This window comes from Paenarthrobacter sp. NPDC057981 (assembly GCF_042886835.1).
Classification (GTDB): Bacteria; Actinomycetota; Actinomycetes; order Actinomycetales; family Micrococcaceae; genus Arthrobacter.
Window position 1 is genome coordinate 73,202 of sequence record NZ_JBHVQI010000011.1, and the last position, 25,209, is coordinate 98,410.

The window sequence follows — 25,209 nt, forward strand, 5'->3', positions numbered from 1 at the left end:
ATGACCGACGAATTCTCCGTTGAGAGCGTCTATGCCGAGCTTTTGGGCCGCGCACCGGAAAACAAGATGGAACCGCGCCTTGCGCCGCTGTTCCGGGCCATGGATGTGCTGGGGGAACCGAACAAGGCTTTCCCGATCATCCACATCACGGGCACCAACGGAAAGACTTCCACTGCCCGCATGATCGAAGCCGGGTTGCGCGCGCACGGTCTGAGCACGGGCCGCTACACCAGCCCGCATCTGTCCAAGGTGACCGAACGGATCAGCATCAACGGTGAACCCGTTTCCGATGACACTTTCGTGCGGATCTGGGACGAAATCCGGCCGTACCTCGAGATCGTGGACAACGAACTCGTCGCCGATGGCCAGCCCCGGTTGACCTACTTCGAGTGCGTCACCATCCTCGGCTTCGCCATTTTCGCCGACCAGCCTGTTGACGTGGCCGTGATCGAAGTCGGCCTTGGTGGCATCACCGACGCCACCAACGTCGGCGATGGCCAGGTATCGGTCATCACCCCGATTTCGCTGGACCACACGGACCTCCTGGGTGACACCACCGAAGACATTGCCTACGAGAAAGCCGGAATCATCAAGCCGGGAGGCTTCCTGGTAAGCGCTGCCCAGCCGGTGGACGCGGCACAAGTCCTGCTGGAAAAGGCCCGCGAAGTCGACGTGCCGTTCCGCTTCGAGGGCGTCGAATTCGGCGTGGAAGCGCGCAGCGTTGCCGTTGGTGGCCAGGTTGTGACCATCCAGGGACTGGCTGGACGCTACGAAGACGTGCTGCTTCCGCTGCATGGCGCCCACCAGGCCGAGAATGCCGCTGTCGCCGTGGCTGCTCTGGAGGCCTTTTTCGGAGGTGGTGAGAAGGAGCTCGACGCCGATGTACTCCGTGAGGCGTTCGGTACCGTGAGCTCGCCCGGCCGGCTCGAGGTTGTCCGGACTGCGCCTACCATCGTGGTGGATGCAGCCCACAACCCCGACGGCATCAGGGTCTCCGCCGAGGCCATCCAGGAGGCGTTCAGCTTCAGCAAACTGGTGGTTGTGGTGGGAGTTCTGCGCGAAAAAGACGCCGAGGAGATCCTGAAAACGCTCAAGGAGTCACTGGGGGACCTTGCCGAGGAGTTCTGCTTCACGCAGTCCACTTCGCCGCGGGCTGTGCCTGCCGCTGAACTGGCTGAGCTCGCCGTTGATCTCGGTTTCGGCGAGGAAAACGTGCACATCGCCGAGAAGCTCGACGACGCCATTGAGTGGGCCGTTGAGCGTTCCGAATCGAACGACGACCTCGCAGGCGGAGTGTTGGTGACCGGTTCCATCACGGTGGTGGCGGAGGCCCGGATCCTGCTGGGAAAGGCGGGTGCCTAGTATGGCGAAAATGACCAAAGCGCAGCGCGAATGGCGTCCCGGGATGCCGAAGAAGCGCCGTTCGACCAAGGTGATGTTCGCGTCCACGGTGCTGCTGCTCGAAGCCTTCGTCGCGTTCTTCGGCACGCTGGCCGTTTTTGGACTCAGGCGCGGCGAAGTCGACCCGGGCATCATCCTTGGCGTCGGAATCGCCTTGAGCGTGGTTCTGGTTCTTGCCTGTGCGGTGTTGTCCAAGCCGTGGGGTATCGCCCTCGGGTGGGTGCTGCAGATCGTGCTCATACTGACTGGCCTGGCGGAGCCCATGATGTTCATCGTGGGTGTCCTGTTCGCAATCTGCTGGTGGTACGGGATCCGCGCCGGCATGAGGATTGACCGCGAGGTGGCCCAGCGCGACCGCGAGCAGGCCGAATGGGACGCGGCCCACAGTGACGAAGCCGGCCCGCAAACCCCGTAAACTGGCTGGGAAACCACCGAATACATCACATTGGAGCAACTGTGAGCATTGAACGGACCCTCGTCCTGGTCAAGCCCGACGGCGTCGCCCGCAACCTGGGCGGCAGCATCCTGGCCCGCATCGAAGCCAAGGGCTACACCTTGGCCGAACTGAAGAAGGTCAACGCCACCCGCGAGCTGCTGGAACAGCACTACGAGGAACACGTGGGCAAGCCCTTCTACGAGCCCCTGGTCGAGTTCATGCTGAGCGGCCCGGTCATCGCCGCCGTTTTCGAGGGCCACCGTGTCATCGAAGGCTTCCGCTCCCTCGCCGGGACGACGGACCCGACGACGGCGGCACCCGGCACCATCCGCGGTGACTTCGGCCGCGACTGGGGTTTGGCTGTCCAGCAGAACCTGGTCCACGGCTCCGACTCCGTTGATTCGGCAGAGCGCGAAATCAAGATCTGGTTTAACTGATCCAGGCATAGACAGTCGAAAGGTCCCGTGTTCGTTTGAACACGGGACCTTTCCTTTGGCGGCGTGGCTTTAGTAGCCCGACGTCCCGGCGAACACGTGGATGAAAGCGAAGAAGATGGTGGCGATGACTGCGATGTACAGCAGCACCACGATGATCCACCCGGAGTCGCCGAGCAACTTGGCCAGGGACGGCGGTGCTTTAATGACCCCGTGGGCGATGTTGCGGATGGTCACCCAGACGAACATGGGAATCATGACAGCCCATACGATCATGCAGAACGGGCAGAGCACGTTGATGACATAGAGGGCTTGCGACCAGAGCCAGACGACGAAGGCAAAGCCCAGCGTTACGCCTGCCTGGAGCCCCAACCAGTAGCCGCGTGAGAAGCGCGCCCCTGAGAGCAATCCCACGGCGGTAGTGATGATGACGGCGAAGGCAACAATGCCGATGAACATGTTGGGGAACCCGAAGAGTGAGCTCTGCCACGTCTTCATCACGGTTCCGCAGGAAACCCACGGGTTCACATCACACGCAGTGATGTGGTTCGGATCCTGGAGCACTTGGAGCTTCTCCAGGACCAAGGCGCCCGACGCCAGCCATCCAATGACTCCGGTAACCAGCAGCAGCCACGCGAACGGCTTGTTGCGTACGGCCCTTGGCAACATTTCCTGCTGGGTGGACGGTTCCTCCACGCTGGGGGAGGCTTTCTTGGCCAGGTTCTCCCTGGCGGTGCTCGGCATCGCGGATCTGATCCTTTTCGACAGTGTGCCCGGCAGGCCGGGAAGTGCTCTTGGGAGGATTGTAACGCCGGAGGCTGGGCGCGACGCCCAGTTTTTCCCGACCCCGCTTAGCCTGGCCGACACATCGCCCTAGCGGGCAAAGTCGTATGGGTGTGAGAGAATGAACATGGCTGGAAGCCGACCCACATTCGGATTCCGGTCCGGTGACTTGTTCCCAAGACCGCCAGCATGAGCTGGGCATGCCCGGATCACGTCGATCCTCGGTAGGCCCGCCATGACAATGGACGGCACCTGGTTGTGGCAGCAGAACAACGGGTTTCAGAGCTGAGCCACCGGTCTTCCAGGGCTGCCGCACCCCAAGGATGGTGCGAACCGGAAGGCATACTATCGACTTCTGTCAACGCCTGCGGGTTTTGACAATATGTGCCCCACTGGGCGCCGGATGTGGCGGCGTCGCTGGGGCAGGAGTGTTGCCACATATGGATAATGACCAGGTTGTAGCCGTTAATGATGAGGCAGCCGCCGCGGAAAACGCGGAAGCGCCGAAGAAAACCACCCGCACCCGGCGGAAGGCTGCGCCTAAAGCAGCCGATGCAGTAGAAACCCCTGCAGCTGAGACGCCTGCCCCCGAAGCCACGGACAAGCCCGTACGCCGGACCCGGGCCCGCAAAAAGGTGGAGCCGGCCGAGCCGCTGCCCGGACTCGGTGAGGAAACCGCCGTCGGGCAGGAAGCCGCTGACGAAAGCCAGCCCGAAGCAATCGTGGAAGCCGCCCCCGAAAAGCCGGTCCGCCGTCGTCGTGCTGCCAAGCCGAAGGTAGAAGCGGAAGAGGCGCCGGTTGTGACGGAAGCTGTCGAAGAACCTGCGGCAGAAACCACGACGCCGGACGCCGGCTCCCAGCCGGAGGTGCCTGCTGCTGCGGAAGAGCCGGCCGCGGAAGACGCTGAACCTGTCGAAGAAGCAGCTCCCGTTGCAACATCCTTGTTCATGGAGCCCGTTTCCATTACCTCCATGATTTTCCAGGCTCCGGACCTGACCACCGTTCCGCGCGCCGCAGCTGTGGAAGAGAAAGATGACGAGGCTGAAGACGACGCCGAAACCGGCGCTGAAGGTGAGCTGGATGAGGGTGGCAGTCGTCGGCGCCGCCGCAGCCGTGGCCGCCGTGGCCGCCGCGGGACCGAGCGCGAGAATGACACAGAAGACGGCACTGACTCCGGGGACGACGAGGCTCCGGCAGCTGAAGCCCTGGAAGACGGCGTTACCTCGCGTCGTCGTCGCAGGCGCCGCCGTGGGGACCAGGACCTTGAACTGACCGGCGGTTCGGACGATGATCCGCCCAACACGGTCACCCGTGTCCGCGCACCGCGCCCCATCACGGAAACTGCCCCCTCCAACCGCGTAGCCAGCGTCAAGGGCTCCACGCGGCTTGAGGCGAAGAAGCAGCGTCGTCGCGAGTCCCGCGAGACAGGACGCCGCCGCCAGGTCATCACGGAAGCGGAGTTCCTGGCGCGCCGCGAGTCGGTGGACCGGCAGATGATCGTCCGCCAGCGCGACGACAGAATCCAGATCGGCGTCCTTGAGGACGGCGTGCTGGCTGAGCACTTTGTGTCCAAGACGCAGCAGGACTCCCTGATCGGCAACGTGTACCTGGGCAAGGTCCAGAACGTCCTGCCCTCAATGGAAGCTGCCTTCGTGGATATCGGACGCGGCCGCAACGCGGTGCTCTACGCCGGTGAAGTGAACTGGGACGCGGTCAACCTTGAAGGCCAGCCGCGCCGGATCGAGAACGCACTGAAGTCGGGGGACTCGGTCCTGGTCCAGGTCACCAAGGACCCCGTGGGCCACAAGGGCGCCCGCCTCACAAGCCAGATTTCCCTCCCGGGCCGCTACCTGGTGTACGTGCCCGGTGGATCCATGACCGGCATCTCCCGCAAGCTGCCCGACGTCGAACGCAACCGCCTCAAGCGGATCCTCAAGGACCGACTGCCGGAAAACGCCGGCGTCATTGTCCGCACCGCCGCTGAAGGTGCGTCGGAAGAAGAACTGACCCACGACATCAACCGACTGCGCGCGCAGTGGGAGGGCATTGAAGGGCAGGCTTCCTCCACCAAGGTGCTGGCACCGGAACTGCTCTACGGCGAGCCGGACCTCACCATCAAGGTGGTCCGTGACGTCTTCAACGAGGACTTCTCCAAGCTGATCGTCTCCGGTGACGATGCCTGGGACACCATAGAGGCCTACGTCACCTACGTTGCTCCCGATCTGGTGGGCCGGCTCGAAAAGTGGACCAAGGACCAGGACATCTTCTCCGCTTGGCGCATCGATGAGCAGATCCACAAGGCACTCGAACGCAAGGTCTTCCTGCCCTCCGGTGGTTCGCTGGTGATCGACCGCACCGAGGCCATGACCGTGGTGGACGTCAACACCGGTAAGTTCACCGGCAGCGGCGGCAACCTGGAAGAGACCGTCACCAAGAACAACCTTGAAGCTGCCGAGGAAGTAGTCCGGCAACTCCGCCTGCGTGATATTGGCGGCATTATTGTCATCGACTTCATCGACATGGTCCTGGAATCCAACCGCGATCTTGTGCTGCGGCGCCTGGTCGAATGCTTGGGGCGCGACCGTACCAAGCACCAGGTTGCTGAAGTGACCTCGCTCGGTTTGGTGCAGATGACGCGCAAGCGCATGGGTACCGGCCTCCTTGAGGTCTTCGGTGAACAATGTGAGCATTGCGCAGGGCGCGGTGTGGTGACACACGACGAGCCCGTGGAGCATCGTCGTGCCAACGTGGCGGCTGTCGAGCAGCACCGTCCCAACACCGAGGCGCAACAGCCCACCGCACGCACGGAACGCAAGCGTCGTCGCGGCAAGGGAGGAGCGCAGGGGGCAGCCGAAGCACCCGCCCAGGTCCATTCGGCGCCCTCAGCTCCGGCTGCACCGGCGGCCCACCCGGAACCACAGGACCCTGCGCGCCAGGCAAAAGCTGAAGCGACCCGTGCAGCGCTGGCGACGATTGCCGCCGCAGCCCATGCAGCCCACCTGCACGATGACGAAATCCACAAGGCCGAAGAGCTTGCACGGGCTGCAGGACAGCACGAGGCCGGCGCAGGCTCCGTTCCTCCCGCGGCAGAGCATGCTCCGACGGACCAGGCCACTGAGGCCCACGATGCCGCCGTCCGTGAAGCCCGCTCCACCCCGGTGCTGCGCTTCGGCGGCGAAGAGGTTGCGCTGCCATTCGTTGAACACCATGACGAGCCGCAGACGTCCAAGCCTGCCATGAGCCTGGACCGTTTGGCCGAGGCGTTCTCGCACCTCGGTGCCGCTCCGTCCGCCGAGGACGAGGGCCCTTCGGAGAGTGCAGCGGACCTCAAGGCTCCTGCAGCCCCGGAAGCCGCTGCACAGGTTCCTGTGTCGGAGGAAGCTCCTGCGGCTTCGAGGGGTCGCCGAGGTCGCCGGAACCGCAGTGCCAGCAGGGCACAAGGTGCGGCCAATGAGACCAGTGTTGAGCACCATGAGGAATCGGCCACAGCTGCCCAGGGATCGGCGCACGAGTCCAAGGCGCCGGCAGAACCGGTCCGGAAACCAGCTTCGGAGGAACCCATCATCCTGGGTGTCGGCGTGCCGGCTTCCGAGCTCTGATCGACGTCCGCGGTTTCGAGGGCCCTGTAATATCCGCCAGGAGCGGGCATTGCGGGGCCCTTGCCTTTTTCGGTGCGTTAGGCTGGGGGACTGACACGGGGTGCCAGGCGTTGGGCCGGGCTGAGATCCAGACCCGTTGAACCTGTCCGGTTAGCACCGGCGAAGGGATGTCCTCATGGCTGAGTTGTCATATTCCTCTGTGTACCCGTTAGTGGCGGAGCACACGCAGACCCCGCGGGTACTGAGCATCGCAGGCTCCGATCCCTCCGGAGGGGCAGGAATCCAGGCAGACCTGAAGAGCATCGCCGCCCACGGCGGATACGGAATGGCTGCCATCACTGCCCTGACTGCACAGAACACCCAGGGTGTCAGTGCGGTGCACGTACCCCCGGTGGAATTCCTGCGGCAACAGTTGACCGCGATCAGCAGCGATATCGCCATCGATGCCGTCAAGATCGGGATGCTGGGGGACGCCGAGGTGATCAACGAGGTCCGCAGCTGGCTCGAGGAGGTGCGCCCCGCCGTCGTCGTTCTTGACCCGGTGATGGTGGCCACCAGCGGTGACCGCCTCCTGACGGAGTCGGCCGGCGATGCTCTTCGTTCCTTGCTGCCGTTGGCCGACCTTGTCACGCCCAACCTGCCGGAGCTTGCCATATTGTTGGGCGAGGCGGAGGCGGCCGATTGGGCCTCGGCTCTGGAGCAGGGCAAACGCTTGGCCGCGGAATGCGGAAACACCGTGCTGGTCAAGGGCGGTCACCTGGCTGGCTCGGAATGTCCGGACGCGTTGATCAACACAGGTGGCTTGCTGCAGCAGGATGTCGTCGAGGTAGCCGGTCCCCGGATTTCGACAAAGAACAGCCATGGCACTGGGTGCTCGTTGTCGTCAGCGCTGGCCACAGTCCAGGTGCGTACGGGTGACTGGGAAGCGTCGTTGCGCGAGGTAAAGCCCTGGCTGCTCCAAGCGCTGAGGGGGTCAGCTGAGCTGGAGGTGGGCCGAGGCAGCGGGCCAGTGGACCACTTCCACCACCAGCGCAAACTCCACACCGGCGGGTTCGCTGCCACTTTGTGGAAAGAAGCCGTTCCCGAGCTTGAAAGAATCCACGAGCTGAACTTCATCCAGGAACTGCAGTCCGGGCAGTTGCCGGAGACGGCGTTCAGCTACTACCTGGCCCAAGACGCCATCTATTTGAATGGCTATTCCAGGGTGCTGGCCCGGGCAGGTGCCTTGGCGCCGACTGAAGATGAACAACTGTTCTGGGCCAAGGGCTCACAGCAGTGCCTGGAAGTGGAATCGGAACTGCACAGGAACTGGCTGAGTACCCGTGAGGCCTCGGGCGTGACAGGACCGGTGACCAAAGCCTACGTGGACCACCTGCTGGCCGCCTCGACGTCGGGCAGCTATGCAGTGGTTCTGGCCGCGATCCTGCCTTGCTACTGGTTGTACGCGGAAGTGGGGCAGAAGCTCCATGCCGCCTTTGTGGAGGCAGGGGCGTCAGCCGCCCACCCTTACGCGGAATGGCTGAGGACGTATGCAGACGAAGCTTTCGCCGCTGCCACCAGGGAGGCTATATCTTTCACGGACGCCGCAGCAGTCACGGCCTCTGGCCGTGAGCGTGCGGACATGCTGGAGGCCTTCAGGCAGTCCTGCCGCTATGAGACCGCGTTCTTTGACGCTCCCAGGCTTCACGCCTAGGGGCACCATCCGTCGGTCGGGCAGCAAAGCCGGCTTCCTCCGCGCGCCGGATCGCGTGATTCGTTGCCGAACCCTGTAGGCTGTATGGGCACGGTGCCGGGAGAGTCCGTTACGACTCGTGACGCAAGTCACGTGGCAGCCTCCGGACCCGGCCTCATTTGCAGCTGAGGGTCAAACTAGCGTAATCTTGATCTTCGGTGCTTACGCCAACACTTGGGTTATGCCCCGTGGAATTGTTCATGGGATGACTCGCGGGCTTCGATCAGGAGTCCACGGCGTTGAGGCACAGCGCGAACCCAGCCTGATTTCCGGTTCAGGGTTCCGCACGCAAATTTAGTTATAAACGTCGAGAGAAGTGAGTACCCAAGTGGTGTACGCGATTGTCCGCGCAGGCGGCCGCCAAGAAAAAGTTTCCGTTGGAGACTACGTAACGCTGAACCGCGTCCCCGGTGGAGCCGGCAGCACACTTGAGCTGCCCGCCTTGCTCCTGGTTGACGGCGACAAGGTCACCTCCGCTGCTGCGGAACTGGCCAACGTCAAGGTCACGGCTGAAATCCTCGAAGACCTCCGTGGTCCGAAGATCGTCATCCAGAAGTTCAAGAACAAGACCGGCTACAAGAAGCGTCAGGGTCACCGTCAGGAACTGACCAAGATCAAGATCACCAGCATCGCGTAACTTTCGTTACCGCTGTTCAGATTTTCAGTTTCCCCAGAAATTTAGAGGCAGGCATTTCACATGGCACACAAAAAAGGCGCGAGTTCCACTCGCAACGGTCGTGATTCCAACGCACAGTACCTGGGCGTCAAGCGCTTCGGTGGTCAGGTAGTTTCCGCCGGCGAGATCATCGTCCGCCAGCGTGGAACCCACTTCCACCCCGGTGCAGGCGTCGGCCGCGGTGGCGACGACACCCTGTTCGCCCTGCAGGCCGGTGCGGTTGAGTTTGGTACTCGCCGCGGCCGTCGCGTAGTGAACATCGTTGCTGCTGCAGCTGCAGAGTAACAACAAGTTCTGAACCGGTGGAGCGGGCCAAACGGCCCGCTCCACCGTTCTTTTAACCGCATTACAATCGACTAGGGCGCCCCGGGCGCACTGGTTTTGCAACAGCGCTGGAAACAGCAACAACGCTGGAAACAGCAACTGAGGAGATCCACGTGGCGAGCTTTGTAGACCGGGTAGTACTGCACGTATCCGGCGGAACCGGCGGCCACGGCTGTGTCTCCGTGAAGCGCGAGAAGTTCAAGCCGCTCGGTGGTCCCGACGGCGGCAACGGTGGCAATGGCGGCGACGTCATCCTCCGCGTCTCGGCGCAGACAACTACTTTGCTGGACTACCACCACGCACCCCACCGCCACGCCACCAATGGTGGCCCGGGCATGGGTGACTGGCGCGGGGGCAAGAACGGCGAGACCCTGATTCTTCCGGTACCTGACGGCACTGTGGTCAAAACCAAAGACGGCCAAGTCCTGGCTGACCTCGTGGGCGAGGGGACCGAGTACGTTGCAGCCGCCGGTGGCCAGGGAGGCCTCGGCAACGCTGCCCTGTCATCGCAGAAGCGCCGGGCTCCTGGTTTCGCGTTGCTCGGCATCGAGGGCGACTCCAGCGACATCGTTCTGGAGCTGAAGTCCATCGCCGACATCGCACTTGTCGGGTTCCCCTCCGCCGGCAAGTCCAGCCTTATTGCCGCCATGTCCGCCGCGCGCCCGAAGATTGCTGACTATCCCTTCACGACGCTGATTCCCAACCTCGGCGTGGTGGAAGCGGGCGATGTCCGCTTTACCATCGCCGATGTCCCGGGCCTCATCGAAGGTGCCAGCGAAGGCAAGGGCCTTGGCCACAACTTCCTGCGCCACGTGGAGCGTTGCGCGGCTCTTGTCCACGTCCTTGATTGCGGCACCCTGGAATCGGACCGCGATCCATTGTCCGACCTCGCCATCATTGAGGCCGAACTTGAGAAGTACGCCGTCGATATGAGCTATGCCGGCGTCGACGGTGAAGTTGTTCCTTTGAATGAGCGTCCAAAGCTGGTTGTCCTGAACAAGGTGGACCTACCTGACGGCAAGGACATGGCAGAGTTCGTCCGCCCCGATCTTGAGGCACGCGGTTACCGCGTCTTCGAAGTATCGGCGACCAGCCATGAGGGCCTGCGCCAGCTCGGCTTCGCCATGGCTGAGATCGTCAAGGCAGCGCGGGACGCTGTCCAGACCGCTCCACCGAAGGTGGCTGCCCCGGTCCTGCGGCCACGTGCCGTCAACGAATCCGGCTTCAAGATCCGCCGCGAGGAGAAGAACCTCGAACCGCTGTTCCGCGTCCTGGGCGAAAAGCCCGTGCGCTGGGTAAAGCAGACTGATTTTACCAACGAGGAAGCCATCGGCTACCTCGCAGACCGGCTCGCGAAGCTTGGCGTTGAGACTGAGCTGTTCAAGGTCGGCGCCAAGCCTGGCGATACCGTGGTCATCGGTGAGGACGACGGCGTCGTCTTCGACTGGGAGCCCACCATGATGGCCGGTGCCGAACTGCTGGCAACGCCCCGAGGCACCGACATCCGTATCGCCGACATTGGCGACCGGCCAACCCGCTCGCAGAAGCGCGAAGAGCAGATCGAGCGCCGCGAAGCCAAGGCTGCAGCACGCGCTGAGCTGGAAGCTGAGCGCAAAGCGGGCATTTGGACTGAATCCGTCAGCGGCCGCCGTGCGCGGACAGTGAGGGAGAGCACCCTGGATTCCGGTGATGACGACTAGGACCGTCGAAGCTCCCGGGGAAGCCGCAGGACTGGAACGCCAGGGGATAGCTGACGCCAAACGGATCGTGGTCAAGGTGGGGTCCTCCTCCTTGACCAGCATCAAGGGCGGCATCTCCGAGAAATCCCTGACGCAACTGGTCAACGCCCTCGCCGGTAAGCGAAACGCAGGTACTGAGATCATCCTGGTGTCCTCGGGCGCCATTGCCGCCGGGTTGGCGCCCTTGGGCTTGGCAAAGCGGCCCAAGGACCTCGCCACGCAGCAAGCAGCAGCGAGCGTCGGCCAGGGACTCCTGATGGCACGCTACACGCAGGCCTTCAACGCCCACGGGGTTACTGTGAGCCAGGTTCTGCTGACAGCCGATGACCTCATGCGCCGGACCCAGCACACCAACGCCTTCCGTGCCTTGGACCGGTTGCTGAACCTCGGTGTCGTGCCGGTGGTCAATGAGAACGACACCGTGGCCACCCACGAAATCCGCTTTGGTGACAACGACCGCCTCGCGGCGCTCGTGGCGCACCTCGTCCGCGCCGACGCGCTCGTGCTGCTCTCCGACGTCGACGCCGTCTACGACGGTCCTCCCGCCCAAGGGGCCCGGCGCATCCCGCTGGTCCGGGGCCCCCAGGATCTGGAAGACGTAACCATCGGCAAGGCCGGCAAGGCCGGTGTGGGCACCGGTGGCATGATGACCAAGGTCGAGGCCGCCTCCATCGCCGCAGGCTCGGGCATCCACGCATTGGTAACCTCAACGGCCAACGCCGCAGCCGCCCTCGCAGGGGAGGACGTCGGGACCTGGTTTGCCGTGAACGGGAACCGTAAACCCGTCCGCCTTCTGTGGCTGGCCCACCTGGCTACAGTTCACGGCAGGTTGACTCTCGACGACGGCGCCGTGAAGGCCGTGCGCGACCGGCACCGCTCGCTGCTTCCGGCAGGAATCGCCGGGGTCAGCGGTGACTTCGAAGCCGGTGATCCCGTGGAGATGGTGTCACTGGACGGAAGCATCGTGGCCCGTGGGCTGGTGAACTACTCATCCCAGGAACTTCCCCGCATGCTGGGCCGAAGCACGCAGGAGCTTGGCCAGTCCCTGGGGCAGGGCTATGACCGTGAAGTTGTTCATGTTGACGATCTGGTGCTTCTGCAGAGGCCCCGCTCATCTAAACTGGGTGCATGACTGAAGCGCTGACCCCTGACGCCCCCGTGATCTCCGACGTTACCGGTACCGCCGGCCACGCGCCGGAGAACCCTGCGGCAGGACGCCTTCCGTTGTCAACGGAAGAGCTTGAGGCTGCAGTCCACGCCATTGCCGACCGTTCACGCAAGGCTGCCCGCCGCCTTGGTCAGGCGAACCGCGCGTGGAAGGACCGGGCGCTTCGTGCCATCGGTGCGGCCTTGCTTGAGAACCGTAAGCAAGTACTTGAGGCCAATGCCAAGGATGTCGCCGCAGGCCGCTCCAATGGCACGTCCGCCGCCCTTCTTGACCGCCTTACCTTGACTCCGGAGCGCATTGACGGCTTGGTTTCTGCCTTGGAGAACCTGGCCGGCTTGCCCGATCCTGTGGGCAATGTGGTCCGGGGGCAGACGCTGCCCAACGGCCTCCGCCTCCGCCAGGTCAACGTTCCCATGGGCGTTGTCGCCGCCATCTATGAAGCCCGGCCCAACGTCACCGTTGATATTGCCGGCCTGGCCCTTAAGAGCGGCAATGCCGTGATTCTCCGCGGTGGTTCTGCTGCCGCAAACACGAATGAGGCCTTGGTCCGGATCCTCCGCGACGCCTTGGACTCGGTGGGACTTCCCGCCGATGCCGTTCAGACCGTTGACCAGTACGGCCGTGAGGGTGCCAACGTCCTGATGCGGGCCCGCGGTCGGGTCGATGTCCTCATTCCCCGGGGCGGACGGGACCTCATCCAGACCGTCGTGAACAACTCTTCGGTGCCTGTCATCGAAACCGGAGAGGGCAATGTCCATATCTTCATCGACGAATCAGCGAATGAAGAGATGGCTGTCGAGATTCTCCTCAACGCCAAGACCCAGCGTCCCAGTGTCTGCAACACTGTGGAGACGCTGCTGGTGCACTCGGGTTCCACCACGCTGCCGGCGGTTGCGGCCGCCCTGCGGAAAGCCGGAGTGACGCTCCACGTCGACGACCGGATTGCTGCCGCGCTTGGCAACAGTGTCGACACCGTTCCCGCTGACGACGACGACTGGGCCACTGAATACATGGACCTCGACCTCGCAGTAGCCATGGTGGACAGCCTGGATGACGCGGTGAAGCACATCCGCAAATGGACCACCGGACACACTGAGGCCATCTTGACGAACAATCTGGCCAACGCCGAACGGTTCATCGCCGAAATCGACTCCGCAGCCGTGATTGTCAATGCATCAACGCGGTTTACCGACGGCGGCGAACTCGGCCTTGGTGCCGAGGTCGGCATCTCCACGCAGAAGCTTCACGCCCGCGGCCCCATGGGCCTGAGCGAATTGACCACCACAAAGTGGATCGTGCAGGGCGAAGGCCAAGTCCGCGGCCAGCAACGCGGTAACATAGAACAGAAGCCAGGAACGGCGGGGAATCCCGCCGTCGAAATCCTTTGAGAATCAACTAGGGGAGAAGATGCTGTTTCAGCAGATCGCCACGTCCATTGCCGCCCAGACAGAAGGCGGCCACGAGGAACTCGCCCCGTTGTGGGCCGAGCCGTGGGTCTTCGGCGTCTCCATGTTTGCCCTGCTGCTGGTTCTCATGTTCGTAACCCTGTCTTACACCAACCTGGGTAACCGCCACGAGGCAGTGGAAGAGCACGCTGACCCGCACCGCCAGCACCCGAACAAGCACACCCACGGCCAGGGCCACTAACATTATTGCCGCAACACCTCGCGGGGAGTCGGAGCGCAGGCTTCGGCTGGGCGTGATGGGTGGAACCTTTGATCCCATCCATCACGGCCACCTTGTGGCTGCAAGTGAAGTCGCAGCCAAGTTCGACCTCGACGAAGTCGTTTTCGTGCCTACGGGTCAGCCGTGGCAGAAGTCGCACAAACTGGTCAGCGAACCTGAGCACCGGTACCTGATGACTGTGATCGCTACTGCATCAAACCCGCGGTTTACGGTCAGCCGCGTCGACGTGGACCGGCCTGGCCCGACGTTCACCATCGACACCCTCCGCGATCTTCGGGCCCAGCGTCCCGATGCCGACCTGTTCTTCATCACGGGCGCGGATGCCCTGGCCCAGATCCTGTCATGGAAAGACGTGGACGAACTCTGGTCCCTGGCCCACTTCGTGGGAGTGACCCGGCCCGGGCACGAGCTGAACGACCTCGGGCGGACTGACGATGTCAGCCTGCTGGAAGTTCCGGCCATGGCGATCTCCTCCACGGATTGCCGTATCCGTGTCGGTGCCGGCAACCCCGTGTGGTATCTGGTGCCGGATGGCGTTGTACAGTACATCGCCAAGTATGGACTGTACGCCCCGGACGCGTTGCCGGGAGAACTGTCGCCGGCACTTTCCGGATCAGACGACCAAGCACGTACTGAATGAGTTTGTAATATGAGCAGCCAGGAACAGCGACCCATCCGCAGCAGGCGTGAGCTTCGTCGTGCCCGGGAAGAGAATCCTGAGGTCCAGTCGGAGGCCGCCGCACCCCAGCAGGCAGATACCGCCGCCGGTTCCGAGCGTCCAAACGCCCGGAACCGCCGTGCGGCAAATGCTCCGGTAGATGCAGTGGGCGCTGCAGCACAGGAACGTTCGTCCCAGATCCGGGCGCGCGACCGTGCAGCCCTGCGTACCATCAAAGAGCTCGCCGACAAGGAAGAGCAGCTGTCCGGCGGGGGTCCGCCCACGCGTCGCCAGCTTCGGCTTCAGCAGCTTCAGGCAGAAGTCGCCACGTCCATGAACCCGGTTGTTCCTATGCCCGGCGCCAAGGGCGAGGCCGCGGTCAAGGATGGCGGCAAGCAGCAGGCGCCCGCGAAGCAGCAGGAGCCTGCGCCGATCCAAGACCCTCCGCAGAAGCAAGAGCCCGCCCAACCGGCAAAGGCTGTTCCCTCAGGGGCTCCCAGCGGCCCCGCGGAGTCCGGGATGTCTGTGGAACAGGCTCTGGCAGTCCGCGAACTGATTGCTGCGCAGGTCCAGAACCAGACCTCCAAACTTGAACATATCGCCGAGCAGGATCCTTTGGCTGTTGATCCTGATGTCCTGGCGCAGCAGATTGCTTTGGCTGAGCGCGCGGCAGTGCTGAACAAGCGCGCCGCAGCGAAGCAGAAACTAGCCGAGCAGAACCAAGCTGGGCCAAACCAGGCCGGGCAGGGCAAGGCCCCGTCCGCATCGGCCGGTCCTTCAACGGCGAACAACCTTGCAATGGTGACTCCGCTGGAGTTCGTCACGGTCCCTGGTGTTGAACGTCCGGTGATGAAGCGTCCCAGCACGACGTTCGTTCCGGTGGTCACCTCGTCCGGTCCGAAGCTTGATTCCGCGCCGGCTCCAGCCAAGGAACGCGCCCCGCGTGGCCGTGCGGGAGTTCTTGCCCGGGCCGAGGCCGTAGCCCGATCGGCCAGGAACAAGTCTGCGACCAGGATTGAGCCCGGTGAAGAAGCGCAGAGGCCCCCGGTATCTGCCAGCACCGCCTACGGCTTGGATCCCCTGGACGCCAACACCGCCGGCCTGGCCAGGGCCCAGCGGAACCGCTTATTGCAGTACGGTGTTCTGGCACTGGGTCTGGTTGCCCTGATCGTCGGCATCATCATGATTACCAGCGGATAGTTCCGCCCCAACACGGCTTATGCCATTTCCCGGCCACGCGCCACAACTAGGAGTTCCCTTGTCTGCACACGAACAATCCATCACTCTCGCCCGTCATGCTGCGCGCGCCGCAGCCGACAAGCTGGCAGAAGACATCGTCGCTCTTGATGTCAGCGAACGTCTGGCATTGACCGACGTCTTCCTGATTGCCTCCGCCCCGACCGAACGACAGGTCAATGCCATTGTGGACGGGATCGAAGAGGAACTGCTCAAGCAAGACCTTCGCCCGGTCCGCCGTGAAGGCCGTTCGGAGGGCCGCTGGGTCCTCTTGGACTACGCAGACATCGTTATCCACGTCCAGCATGCCGAAGACCGGGTGTTTTACGCCTTGGAGCGCCTGTGGAAGGACTGCCCTGTGGTCGACCTGGAGCTCGGCGACGCGGCCCAAGCCAACACCACAGCCGCGGGGGAGTCCGAAGCCTAGGAGCAGTACGCATGCCGAATATGCCCGATTTGGAATTTTCGGAAATGCTGTTCTAAGATATTTGAGTTGCTTCGGCGCGGATGGCCTCAAAGGCCAAGTGCGAGGCAGCAAGAATATGGGGCTGTGGCGCAGCTGGTAGCGCACCTGCATGGCATGCAGGGGGTCAGGGGTTCGAGTCCCCTCAGCTCCACCATAGTGGTCCTGCGGGAAGCAGGATAAAAAGGAGAGCTACCAATGTGGTAGCTCTCCTTTTTCATTTCCGTCGTTTATCCCAGCGGCCTGGCAGGACCATTCCCGTTAGCTCATTGCGGGCTCGTCCGCTTCCGTACGCGCGGAGTCCGTAAACTCGTGTCGCCGAAGTACCCTGCCCAGCGCCACACAGCAAAGGGCGGACAGGAACAAGGGGACTGCGAAAAGATAGAAGATGGTGACCGGCGGAATTCCGGCGGCAATCAAATATCCGACCAGGATCGGCGCGACGATGGAGACCAGACGCCCAACACCGATCATCCAACCGAACCCTGATGCCCGTGCCTTCGCCGAATACAAGGGCGGCACGATGGTGTAATAACCAGCCACGCCTGCGTTGGTGAGCATGCCGACGAGTGTGGCCAGGGCCAATGCAAGGCCGGTGGCGCCGAATGAGCCGGCAAAGGCGATGTAGGCGATGCCGGCTACCATCAAGCAGAGGGTGTTCAGGAGACGACTCTTGACCCAGGTCGACATAACGCCGAAGCCGAGGGCACCGACGATGCCACCGGTGCTGACGAGAATTCCGGCGGTGACACCGAGCTGGTTGTCACCTGCTGCTTCGGCCATGATTTTGGGGGTCCACGTGTTGGCGAAATAGAAGGCTGCAATTAGGAACGCATAACCGATCCACATGAGAAGCGTTTTACCCAACATCCTGGACCCGAAGACTTCCCTGAAGACATTTTCGGAATTTTCAAGCAGGGAAGGGGCGGCTGGAAGCTCCGTCAACTGGGGGCGGCCCATCCTGCCGAGAATTTTGTTGATCGCGGGGAGTGAGCGGTCGGTTCCCTTCTCGGCCAAGTATTCGAGCGATTCCGGCAGAAGGAACCAGGTGGCAATCAACATAGCCACGCTGACGACGGCACCGAAGGCAAACGCGGCCCGCCATCCATATGTGGCAATCAATGACCCGGCTATAACACCGCCAACGGCTCCGCCGATCGGGTAGCCCGCGGAGAAGATTCCCATGGCCATGCCACGACGGCGGTCCGAGGAGTATTCGGAAACAAGGACACTGAGATTGGCGATCATGCCGCCAATGCCCAGCCCGGTGAAGACCCTGTAGGCGATCAGCTGGGGAACATCTGCCGCCGTCACGGACAAGATCATGCCAACTGAAATGATGGACAGCGCAACCAGGGTCAGGTTCCTGCGCCCGATTTTGTCTGCCAAGGGCGTCAACAGAATGGAGCCAGCCGACATGCCGAACAGCCCGGCGCTGAGGAGGTATCCCAATTCGATGGGGGGCACTTTCCATTCGGCCGAAAGCGTCGGGGCTGTGAATGACATGACCAAGACGTCAAAGCCGTCGATCATGATGAGGATGAGGCAGATGGTCACTGTCACTATCTGAAAGCGACTCATGGGTGAGTTCTTGATCTCACTCTTTACGTCCACGGTAAACCTTTCTTGGAGATACTTCGTCGTATCGTGCCGTCCACCGTCGGGGCGTGGAGCGGATAGGGCATCGAGACGGTGCTGATGTCCGGGCTAACTGGGTTCAGGAAACGTCGATGGTCAGTACAGCCGGGGATCCGGCTGTCTTGGTTGGACCAGGACGGCTGACGGCGCGGGAAACACAGCAGCACATCTTTTCGGTCGCATGTTGCTGCCTCTCGCTGTAGAACACGTCGCGGTGATCGAGGGTGCCTTGGAGGTTCAGGATCCGCACTTCGCAGAGTCCGCATTCGCCTTTGCGGCAATCGAACATCATGTCCACGCCGGCTTCTTCGAGTGCTTCAAGCATGGAGCGGCCACGACCGACAGTGGCTTCAACGCCCAGCCGGGGGATGCTGACGATGAAATCTTCGGGGTCGTACCAGCCTGAATTGCCAAACGTCTCGTAGCGCAGATTCGGCAAGGAAAGGTTGCGTTCTCCCCATGCGCGTCGCACGGCGTCCATGAGACGGATCGGACCACACATGTAGAGCTCGGTCGTCGCGTCGAGGTCGCCCACCAAGGTGCTGACATCCAGACCATTGCCTTCGTCATCGACATGAACCTGGAGTCTGTCCCCGTGCAACTGCCGCAAATCCTGCAGGTAGGCCATTGCCCTGCGGCTCCGGCCGACGTAGACCAGCGTGTAATCAGCCTTGACGCTGCGCAGGACTTCAGCCATGTTCTTGATGGCGGTGATGCCGATTCCTCCCGCAAGGAGCACGTATCGCTCCGCCCCGATGCGGAGAGGGAAGTTTTGCAGCGGCTGCGTTATGCGTAGGGTGTCGCCTTCCTGGAGCATATGCATGAAGACAGAGCCTCCTCTGGAAGCGGGGGCCTTCAAAACACTGATGACCAGACGAGCACTATCCTCGGAGGACTCCACCACTGAATAGGAGCGCTTCTCCTCCGCGCCGTCAACGACGACCATAACGTCGACGTGGGATCCCGGTTCAGCGGGCACCGGAATGGATGGGGTGAGTTCAATCCGCCTGATGCCAGTTGCGACCTCGACCACTGCGGCGACCCTTGCGGACTGCCAGACTTCGGTGTTGTTTGCTGCCATTGTCTCTTCTCCTCGAAGCCGGGTGCTCAGACGGCAGCGGCCAGGCGGCCCTCGGCCTCAAGCATCCGCTCTATCATCCGGCGCACCCACATTCCCCCGGCATCGATGTTGAGGCTGTAGAACTCGTAGTCGGGGTTGGCGTCGATGGCTTCCTGCTGCGCGGTCAGCATGGCCTCGTCCTCGGCAAAGACGCCGTCCACTCCGTCGCGCAATTGTGTGGTGATCAGCTGGCTGTCGAGGCAGTAATTGCGCATGAAGGCCCAAAAGTAGTGGCAGGTCTTGTCAGTCTCCGGACTGATGGTGTTCATCACGTAGCCATTGACGCCCTGGCTCCGGTCCCCTTCGGGGGCGCCGGAACCCGCCTTGGCGACACCGACGTCGATCCGGATTGTCGATGGTGCCTCGTAGCGGATGATCTGCCACCGGTCGACCCTGCCGGTGAACCCGGGGAACTTGTCCCGCATGTTCTTGAGCCAGAAGGGCGGTGCCTCTATATCGAGCATCCAACGGGTGACCGTGACCGTCTGGCCCTCATGGGTGACAACGAAGTCCGACTCGCTCAGTTCCTCCTGGCCGATGCTGGAGGAGTGGACGAATTCCTCGTGGGTGAGGTCCATCAGATTGTCGAGCACCAGCTGGTAGTTGCACGGAGCGTAGATCAGTTGTCCGTCGCCGGCCCATTCAGGGCTGTCCATTTGGTGCATGTCCGGAACGAGGTCCGGGTCCGCTTTCCCGGGATCTCCCAACCAGACCCAAACGAACCGATACCGTTCCACCACGGGAAAGGAGGGGACAGTGGCGGAGGGATTGATCGTCTCCTGCGCCGGCATGGAAGTACAGCGCCCCGCGGAGTTGTACCGGATGCCGTGGTAGGGACACTGGATCTCGTCCCTCCCGACCACCTTTCCCATGGAGAGCGGAGCCAGCCGATGCCAGCAAGCATCGGCAAGAGCCACAGCTTTGCCGTCCTCGGTGCGATAAAGGGCCAGTGGCCTGTTGGCAATGCGGCGTGCCATGGGTTTGCGGGTCACTTCGTGATCCCAAGCGGCGACGTACCAGGCATTCACAGGATGCCCAAGAACCTTGCTGGTGGTGGAACTGCTGGACTGAAGCACAGTCATCGTTGACCTTTCGCAAAATTTCCAAATGCACCCCACTATCTATGGACATAGATGGTGGGGTGCGTCACACACTATCTATAGATATAGTTATTGGCAAGACCTTGAAAGGAACTTCTCATGAGTCTCCGCCACGCCATCCTGGCCTTGCTTTCCGTTGAGCCAATGACCGGATATGACCTCGCGAAACGCTTCGGATCCTCTGTGGGCTTCGTATGGCACGCCCCGGATTCCCAGATCTATCCGGAACTGCGCAAGATGGAAAAAGGCGGACTGCTCACGGCGGAGGAAGTTTCGTGGGGACCTCGGGGCAAGAAGACGCAGTATCGGATCACCGAGGAGGGCCGTGATGTCTTCCGTGAGTGGATGTACTCACCGCTGGAGTACTCGCGTGAGCGGGACCCCGTCCATTTGAAGGCCGCCTACCTTGAATGGGTGGAGCCGCAGGCCGCCAGGGACCATATGCAGGCGCATATTGACTATCACCTCATGCGTCGCGACCAGTGGGCGCTCATGATCGAGGAGTTGAAGTCCGGCACCAATGAGATGTTGAACAAGCGACTGGCCGTAACTCCCAGGGCTGACCATCAGCGCACCATTGAATACAAGATATTTACCTATGAAGGCCTCATAGCACGCGCGGATACGGAAATTGAATGGGGGAAGCGCGGGCTCAAACTCATAGACGCCCTCGCGGAACCAGAAAAATCCACGCATTCCAAGCAGTAGTGGGTCCCGCCGGTGCGGCTGCCCATCGGGGCTACGAACGCCCCATCCGCCGCCCCGTCGGGCTAGGCTACCGCGCAGGCATGAGCGCCGGCAGCATGAACTCCCACATCTGTTCTATCCTCGCCAGGACATCTTCGCGTCCCGTGAGCACATCCGACAGCATTTGGACGCCGGTGAAGGACGCAACAAGGTACCGGCTGAAGGTTGCCGGATCCAGATCCGGCCGCACTGTTCCATGGATTTGGGCTTCTACGAGGAGCTGCTGAACCGTTCCGATCCAGTCCTCGTAACGGCCCGACACGTCCGCTTCGAATGCCGAGGCTTCAAAAGTGAGCCGGATGCCCGCTTGGACGATTGGCTCATCCAGTAATTGCCGCCCGAACATCCTGCAGAGGCCGATGATTTTGTCCAGAGCGGGGGATTCCGAGCCGAGGATGGCCGCCCCTGCTGCCAGAACAATGGAGTGCTGCTCTTCGATGACTGCCAATGCCAGGTCCCGCTTGGACGTGAAGTGGAAGTACAGGGCTCCCTTCGTTACCGCGGCATTCCTGATGATGTCCGACAGGCTCGCGTTTCCGTAGCCCGTAGCGGCGAAAACCGTGGCAGCGCCCTCAATGACAGCCAGCCGGGTTTCCTTCGCGCGTTGTTGCTGTGGCAAGGGTGAGCCTCTCAACCATAGGGGCGACGGAGCGTGGGCCGCCGTCGAGACTTCACTACGCTACCACCGTCGCCATTGAAAACCGACTGGACGGTTTTGTTTTCCAAGGGCTGGATCCTAGACTTCTTACAACGCATCCACTGGGAGGATCCGCGCGGCCTGTTTTGGGGGGAGGTGCGGTGGTGACATCCACGCACCTCGGCCGTGCGGGCCTCCCGGCGGATGTTCAATGAACGTGGCGGAGCTCACCTCGCGGCGATTTCTCTTATGCGGGGATTGTGGTTAGTATTGACGAGTTGCTCCGACGGGAAGAGAAAATCTTCCGCCTGGAGTCAGCAAATCCGGGGCTGTGGCGCAGCTGGTAGCGCACCTGCATGGCATGCAGGGGGTCAGGGGTTCGAGTCCCCTCAGCTCCACTTCGGAAAAAGACCCTGCTCCTCGGAGCGGGGTCTTTTTGCTTTTTGCAGCATGGTCGCCTTTGTGTGGAAGCCCTTAGGTGAGAGCTTCGGCAAATTCAGCACCGCTGACGAATTCGATGCCTTGGAACGGCTGATCTCCAACCACCCGCGCATTGTGTCCGGGAGGAATGGAGTAGGAGGCTCCCGAAGAAATGCTGATCTTCGCGCCGTCGTTGGTCTCCACTTCCAGGGAACCGGAAACGCAGAACCCGACGTGGCTAAGCTGGCAGGAATCAGTTCCCACGGCCGGCTTGATGCAGTCGGCCCACGACCAGCCCGGTTCAAAGGTCATTCGGGCGATGGTGTAATCTCCCACAGTGACCAGGTCCACCACGGTTTTGTCCGCGCGGCGGGTTTCGTCGGGGGAGTTGTGGGACTTTACTTCAAGGTTCGTGACAACATTGACACTCATGGCTTCTCGCAAAGGACTGGGAGCCAGATGACATGCAGTCCCGGCGCCTGGCTCCTGGGGTCACCGTGACGTATGCCGGCCACCTTGGGAATCATCAGATGGTTCCACAGGAAGGTCAGTGTTTGCGTGATGCAAGCTTAAGCTTCCTCCGAAGCACCTATAAAGTCGATACGCCGGCCCGGGCTGGTGATCAAGCAAGGAAAGCGGGAATCTCATAGTGACGGAGCTGGAGCTGGAGACCGTCTTTGGCGCCTTAAGGAGGTTTCCGGACGTTGAAGCTGACAATTTGCAGGCTTTCGACGCCACGGACAGGCTCTTGCTGGAAACCGCCTCGGATTTCAGCTCCCCCGACATCAGGATCGTCATCATTGGCGACCGCTACGGAGCCCTGACGTTGGGCGCCCTGGCGAGGCTCGGCGTCGATCATGTCCGTGTCCATCAGGATCTCTTTACGGGGAGGCTGGCGCTGGAGCGCAACGCCAACGACGCCGGTGCGGCGGGGCGCTACAGCTCCCATGAGCTCGGGAAGGAGCTTCTGGCGGGGTCGGACCTGGTGCTCCTGCAACTGCCGAAGTCCTTGTCGGAGTTGGAGGAAATCGCCGACGCCGTTGCCCGGTTTGCTGCCCCGGGTGCCGTCCTGCTGGCCGGCGGCCGCGTCAAGCACATGTCGGTGGGGATGAACAGTGTGCTGGCGAAGTACTTTTCGACGGTCCAACCCCAGCTGGCCCGTCAGAAGTCCCGCGTGTTGGTTGCCCGGGATGCGACAGCAGTGCAGGTGCCGCCTTTTCCCGTGGTCGAGTCCTTGCCTGAACTCGGCATCACCGTGAGCGCCCACGGTGCTGTCTTTTCCGGAGCCAGGCTGGATATCGGAACCCGTTTCCTGCTGACGTTCCTTCAACGCATGCCCGAGGCGAGGCGCATCGTGGACCTGGGGTGCGGTACGGGCATTCTCGCCACCATGGTGGCCAAACAACAGGAGCATGCAGAAGTCATCGCCACCGACCAGTCAGCGGCGGCTGTCGCCTCGGCCCAGGGCACCGCCCTGGAGAATGGTCTCGCGGGCCGTATAAGGGTCCTCCACGACGATGCCATGTCCTCGCTTCCGCCCAGCAGCGCAGACCTTATCCTGCTGAATCCGCCTTTCCATTTGGGCGCCAGCGTACACGCCGGTGCTGCACTGAAGATGTTCGAGGCGGCCGCGCGCGTTCTGGCCCGGGGAGGGGAGCTGTGGACGGTGTATAACAGCCACTTGCAGTACCGGCCCACGCTCGAACGGCTCATTGGACCCACTGTGGAAGAAGGCCGGAACCCGAAATTCACGGTGACGCGCAGTCGGAAGTCCTGAAGGCCAACCGTGACGCGCCGGAGGTGCGTGGTCACATACAATGCAGTGTCATCGTTACCAAGCCCTGACATCGGTGCCAGCGTGTGCTCGTATCCGTGGGACCAGTGGTGCCGTACGATGCAGACACAGATCAAATTCGACGAAGATTTTCCGAATGACTAGGGGCATCAGTGACTGAGATCCGGCAGCCGACACCGAGGCGCGGAACCAACCTACCCCGTATGGGGGACTTCAACCTGACCGTCATTCTCGAGGCGATCCGGCGGTCGCCGGGCGGACTCAGCCGGGTGGAGCTGGCGCAGATCGTTGGGCTGTCACCGCAAACGATCTCAAACATTTCCCGGCGGCTCCTGGACCAGCAGCTCATCGTCGAGGCCGGCAAGGAAGGCTCCGGTCCGGGGAAGCCGCGGACCATCCTGCGCCTGAACCCGGCGGGAATGTACGCGGTTGGAGTTCATTTGGACCCCGCCGTCATCACTTTTGTCGTCCTCGACCTGCTGGGGGACGTCGTCAAGCATTCCCGTTTGGCTACGCCCGCCGGCGACCCGGCAGAGGTGATCACCAGCATCGCTGGACAGGTCGGGACACTGATTGAAGAGTCCGGCGTTGACGTGGCGAAGATTGCCGGGCTGGGCGTTGCTGTCCCTGGCCCGATCGACCTGGACGAAGGATCTGTGGTGGAACCACCGCTCCTGACAGGATGGGACAGGGTGCGGATCCGGGAGGCGTTGGCCGAAGCCACGGGCCTGGAGACGCTGGTGGATAAAGACGTGACCAGCGCGGCGGTGGCCGAGACGTGGGCGGGCGGTGCGAGCGGCGCCGGTAGCTTCGTATTCATGTACATGGGAACAGGTATCGGTTGCGGCATCGTGCTCAACGACGAGGTTGTCCGCGGAACGTCGGGCAACGCCGGTGAAATAGGCCATATCATCGTTGACCCGAACGGTCCGGCTTGTGATTGCGGCCTGCGCGGATGCGTCAAATCCTCATGTATCCCGCAAGTGCTGGTTGCTGAGGCCGAAGCCGCAGGTGTGCTGGACGGGCACGGCCATGGGGCAGACGGCCCTGAAGTGCAGGAACGCTTCGCTGAGTTGTGCGACAAGGCCGACGCCGGCGATGAACGCGCCATTGGCATCTTGGACAAGTCGGCAACACTCGTCGCACGCGCCGTGTCCGTTGTGACGAACACGCTGGACGTGGAGCGTGTTGTCTTTGGTGGCCCGTTCTGGGGCCGCATGTCCCCGTATTTCCTGGAACGCGTTCCCCGTCTCTTGGATGAAAACAACGCAGCCCGCATGATCCATGGACTCGAAGTTGTGGGTACTGGCGTCGGTGAAGATGTCGGCGCCATTGGTGCTGCCTGCCTGGTCCTGGAGCATATGCTGGCCCCCCGCGCCCAACGGCTCCTGTTGGAGGGCTGACCAAGCAGCACGAT

The 25,209-nt window shown here is 62.3% G+C and carries 23 protein-coding genes, 2 tRNA genes and 1 riboswitch; of the genes, 19 read left to right on the forward strand and 6 right to left on the reverse strand.

The annotated features are described in order from the left end of the window. The 3 genes from ACFVSI_RS12090 to ndk are packed head-to-tail and all read left to right on the forward strand — an operon-like array spanning position 1 to position 2,274. Positions 1-1,362 (forward strand): bifunctional folylpolyglutamate synthase/dihydrofolate synthase, encoded by a 1,362-nt coding sequence (locus ACFVSI_RS12090; protein ID WP_387823642.1) that lies wholly within the window; start codon positions 1-3, stop codon positions 1,360-1,362. 1 nt (position 1,363) lies between these two features. Next, positions 1,364-1,816, forward strand: coding sequence for a DUF4233 domain-containing protein (locus tag ACFVSI_RS12095; RefSeq protein WP_387823644.1), 453 nt, complete (start codon positions 1,364-1,366; stop codon positions 1,814-1,816). Between the two features lie 41 nt (positions 1,817-1,857). Beyond that, the gene (gene ndk, locus ACFVSI_RS12100; protein WP_144659015.1) at positions 1,858-2,274 is read left to right on the forward strand and encodes a nucleoside-diphosphate kinase; all 417 of its coding nucleotides are present in this window, start codon (positions 1,858-1,860) and stop codon (positions 2,272-2,274) included. Positions 2,275-2,343: 69 nt separating this feature from the next. Here the strand turns inward: ndk and ACFVSI_RS12105 are convergent, their stop codons facing one another. After that, complete coding sequence (locus ACFVSI_RS12105) at positions 2,344-3,015, reverse strand: vitamin K epoxide reductase family protein (protein WP_387823647.1); 672 nt, start codon at positions 3,013-3,015, stop codon at positions 2,344-2,346. A gap of 479 nt (positions 3,016-3,494) precedes the next feature. On the opposite strand from ACFVSI_RS12105, the gene ACFVSI_RS12110 reads away from it, so the two are divergent. The 12 genes from ACFVSI_RS12110 (at position 3,495) to ACFVSI_RS12165 (ending at position 16,492) form a co-directional block, all read left to right on the forward strand. Then, complete coding sequence (locus ACFVSI_RS12110; RefSeq protein ID WP_387823650.1) at positions 3,495-6,653, forward strand: Rne/Rng family ribonuclease; 3,159 nt, start codon at positions 3,495-3,497, stop codon at positions 6,651-6,653. A gap of 86 nt (positions 6,654-6,739) precedes the next feature. Continuing rightward, positions 6,740-6,838: riboswitch (TPP riboswitch) on the forward strand. Next, the gene (gene thiD / locus ACFVSI_RS12115; protein ID WP_387823653.1) at positions 6,829-8,346 is read left to right on the forward strand and encodes a bifunctional hydroxymethylpyrimidine kinase/phosphomethylpyrimidine kinase; all 1,518 of its coding nucleotides are present in this window, start codon (positions 6,829-6,831) and stop codon (positions 8,344-8,346) included. (Overlaps the previous riboswitch by 10 nt.) Before the next feature lie 367 nt (positions 8,347-8,713). Beyond that, a complete protein-coding gene (rplU, locus tag ACFVSI_RS12120) occupies positions 8,714-9,022 on the forward strand; it encodes a 50S ribosomal protein L21 (RefSeq protein ID WP_144659108.1) in 309 nt (102 codons plus the stop codon). 60 nt (positions 9,023-9,082) lie between these two features. Beyond that, the gene (gene rpmA / locus ACFVSI_RS12125) at positions 9,083-9,346 is read left to right on the forward strand and encodes a 50S ribosomal protein L27 (protein ID WP_003803426.1); all 264 of its coding nucleotides are present in this window, start codon (positions 9,083-9,085) and stop codon (positions 9,344-9,346) included. Positions 9,347-9,498: 152 nt separating this feature from the next. Further along, positions 9,499-11,085, forward strand: a complete 1,587-nt coding sequence (gene obgE / locus ACFVSI_RS12130; RefSeq protein ID WP_387823657.1) for a GTPase ObgE — start codon at positions 9,499-9,501, stop codon at positions 11,083-11,085. Continuing rightward, on the forward strand, positions 11,075-12,256 hold the full coding sequence (proB, locus tag ACFVSI_RS12135; RefSeq protein ID WP_387823660.1) for a glutamate 5-kinase: 1,182 nt from the start codon (positions 11,075-11,077) through the stop codon (positions 12,254-12,256). Before obgE ends, proB begins: the two co-directional genes overlap by 11 nt. Continuing rightward, a complete protein-coding gene (locus ACFVSI_RS12140) occupies positions 12,253-13,680 on the forward strand; it encodes a glutamate-5-semialdehyde dehydrogenase (RefSeq protein WP_387823663.1) in 1,428 nt (475 codons plus the stop codon). Before proB ends, ACFVSI_RS12140 begins: the two co-directional genes overlap by 4 nt. A gap of 19 nt (positions 13,681-13,699) precedes the next feature. Continuing rightward, positions 13,700-13,939 carry a hypothetical protein gene (locus ACFVSI_RS12145; protein WP_262275185.1) on the forward strand — a complete coding sequence of 80 codons (240 nt, stop codon included), beginning with the start codon at positions 13,700-13,702 and terminating at the stop codon, positions 13,937-13,939. 1 nt (position 13,940) lies between these two features. Then, a complete protein-coding gene (gene nadD, locus ACFVSI_RS12150) occupies positions 13,941-14,618 on the forward strand; it encodes a nicotinate-nucleotide adenylyltransferase (RefSeq protein WP_387823778.1) in 678 nt (225 codons plus the stop codon). Positions 14,619-14,627: 9 nt separating this feature from the next. Then, positions 14,628-15,836 carry a hypothetical protein gene (locus ACFVSI_RS12155; RefSeq protein ID WP_387823666.1) on the forward strand — a complete coding sequence of 403 codons (1,209 nt, stop codon included), beginning with the start codon at positions 14,628-14,630 and terminating at the stop codon, positions 15,834-15,836. A gap of 58 nt (positions 15,837-15,894) precedes the next feature. Further along, positions 15,895-16,299, forward strand: a complete 405-nt coding sequence (rsfS, locus tag ACFVSI_RS12160) for a ribosome silencing factor (protein WP_387823669.1) — start codon at positions 15,895-15,897, stop codon at positions 16,297-16,299. A gap of 117 nt (positions 16,300-16,416) precedes the next feature. Then, a tRNA-Ala gene (locus ACFVSI_RS12165) sits at positions 16,417-16,492 on the forward strand. A 104-nt stretch (positions 16,493-16,596) separates the two neighbouring features. Here ACFVSI_RS12165 and ACFVSI_RS12170 read toward each other — a convergent pair. The 3 genes from ACFVSI_RS12170 to ACFVSI_RS12180 form a co-directional block, all read right to left on the reverse strand. Beyond that, on the reverse strand, positions 16,597-17,916 hold the full coding sequence (locus ACFVSI_RS12170) for an MFS transporter (RefSeq protein WP_387823672.1): 1,320 nt from the start codon (positions 17,914-17,916) through the stop codon (positions 16,597-16,599). Between the two features lie 136 nt (positions 17,917-18,052). Beyond that, positions 18,053-19,054, reverse strand: coding sequence for a PDR/VanB family oxidoreductase (locus ACFVSI_RS12175; RefSeq protein WP_387823675.1), 1,002 nt, complete (start codon positions 19,052-19,054; stop codon positions 18,053-18,055). A 26-nt stretch (positions 19,055-19,080) separates the two neighbouring features. Continuing rightward, the gene (locus tag ACFVSI_RS12180; protein WP_387823678.1) at positions 19,081-20,175 is read right to left on the reverse strand and encodes an aromatic ring-hydroxylating dioxygenase subunit alpha; all 1,095 of its coding nucleotides are present in this window, start codon (positions 20,173-20,175) and stop codon (positions 19,081-19,083) included. Positions 20,176-20,292: 117 nt separating this feature from the next. Here ACFVSI_RS12180 and ACFVSI_RS12185 point away from each other — a divergent pair, with 117 nt between their 5' ends. Continuing rightward, positions 20,293-20,901 (forward strand): PadR family transcriptional regulator, encoded by a 609-nt coding sequence (locus ACFVSI_RS12185; protein ID WP_387823681.1) that lies wholly within the window; start codon positions 20,293-20,295, stop codon positions 20,899-20,901. Between the two features lie 67 nt (positions 20,902-20,968). Here the strand turns inward: ACFVSI_RS12185 and ACFVSI_RS12190 are convergent, their stop codons facing one another. Beyond that, positions 20,969-21,559, reverse strand: coding sequence for a ScbR family autoregulator-binding transcription factor (locus ACFVSI_RS12190; RefSeq protein WP_387823684.1), 591 nt, complete (start codon positions 21,557-21,559; stop codon positions 20,969-20,971). A 343-nt stretch (positions 21,560-21,902) separates the two neighbouring features. Between ACFVSI_RS12190 and ACFVSI_RS12195 the strand changes: the two genes are divergently transcribed. Then, a tRNA-Ala gene (locus ACFVSI_RS12195) sits at positions 21,903-21,975 on the forward strand. A 76-nt stretch (positions 21,976-22,051) separates the two neighbouring features. On the opposite strand, the gene ACFVSI_RS12200 is transcribed toward ACFVSI_RS12195, so the two are convergent. Continuing rightward, positions 22,052-22,429 carry a cupin domain-containing protein gene (locus ACFVSI_RS12200; RefSeq protein WP_387823687.1) on the reverse strand — a complete coding sequence of 126 codons (378 nt, stop codon included), beginning with the start codon at positions 22,427-22,429 and terminating at the stop codon, positions 22,052-22,054. A gap of 217 nt (positions 22,430-22,646) precedes the next feature. Here ACFVSI_RS12200 and ACFVSI_RS12205 point away from each other — a divergent pair, with 217 nt between their 5' ends. Both ACFVSI_RS12205 and ACFVSI_RS12210 read left to right on the forward strand, forming a co-directional pair. Beyond that, positions 22,647-23,774 carry a methyltransferase gene (locus tag ACFVSI_RS12205; protein WP_387823690.1) on the forward strand — a complete coding sequence of 376 codons (1,128 nt, stop codon included), beginning with the start codon at positions 22,647-22,649 and terminating at the stop codon, positions 23,772-23,774. A gap of 170 nt (positions 23,775-23,944) precedes the next feature. Then, a complete protein-coding gene (locus ACFVSI_RS12210) occupies positions 23,945-25,195 on the forward strand; it encodes an ROK family transcriptional regulator (RefSeq protein ID WP_387823692.1) in 1,251 nt (416 codons plus the stop codon). The last annotated feature ends 14 nt before the right edge of the window (positions 25,196-25,209 follow it).